The organism is Vibrio sp. Isolate23 (genome assembly GCF_022398095.1).
Lineage (GTDB): Bacteria > Pseudomonadota > Gammaproteobacteria > Enterobacterales > Vibrionaceae > Vibrio > Vibrio coralliilyticus_A.
The window spans coordinates 1-573 of sequence record NZ_JAKEUV010000033.1; the positions used below are offsets into that span (position 1 = coordinate 1).

The following is a 573-nucleotide window of genomic DNA, read 5'->3' on the forward strand; positions in this document are numbered from 1 at the left end:
ATCACAAGGATGTTTCCAAGAACACTTGAATGTGTGTTGGTACCTAATGAACAAATCATTAGGATTTGAGAACTTTTAAATGAATAACAACGCATCTCATAGAGATGGGGATTGTTGTTATTCGTCAGCTTTCCAAATTGTTAAAGAGCATGTTTCTTTCGAAACCATTTTTAAAAGCACTATCACTAATGCGCTTAAAGATGGTATCCCGTAGGGGAGTCGAACCCCTGTTACCGCCGTGAAAGGGCGGTGTCCTAGGCCTCTAGACGAACGGGACACTAAGAATTTCTTAATAGAAATCATTGGTGGAGCTAATCGGGTTCGAACCGATGACCTCTTCGCTGCCAGCGAAGCGCTCTCCCAGCTGAGCTATAGCCCCTCTTTAATTTATATAAACATATCAATCTGTGTGGACACTCATCGYGAGTAATCATCGTATAAGGAGGTGATCCAGCGCCAGGTTCCCCTAGCGCTACCTTGTTACGACTTCACCCCAGTCATGAACCACAAAGTGGTGAGCGTCCCCCCGAAGGTTAAACTACCCACTTCTTTTGCAGCCCACTCCCATGGTGT

Annotated in this window: 2 tRNA genes and 1 rRNA gene; all 3 read right to left on the minus strand. The window is 45.1% G+C overall.

From position 1 onward, the window contains the following. Nucleotides 1-201: 201 nt before the first annotated feature. Nucleotides 202-277 (minus strand) — tRNA-Glu (locus L1D31_RS22470). Nucleotides 278-303: 26 nt separating this feature from the next. Next, nucleotides 304-379 (minus strand) — tRNA-Ala (locus tag L1D31_RS22475). Nucleotides 380-438: 59 nt separating this feature from the next. Then, a 16S ribosomal RNA gene (locus L1D31_RS22480) occupies nucleotides 439-573 on the minus strand; the annotation flags it as partial.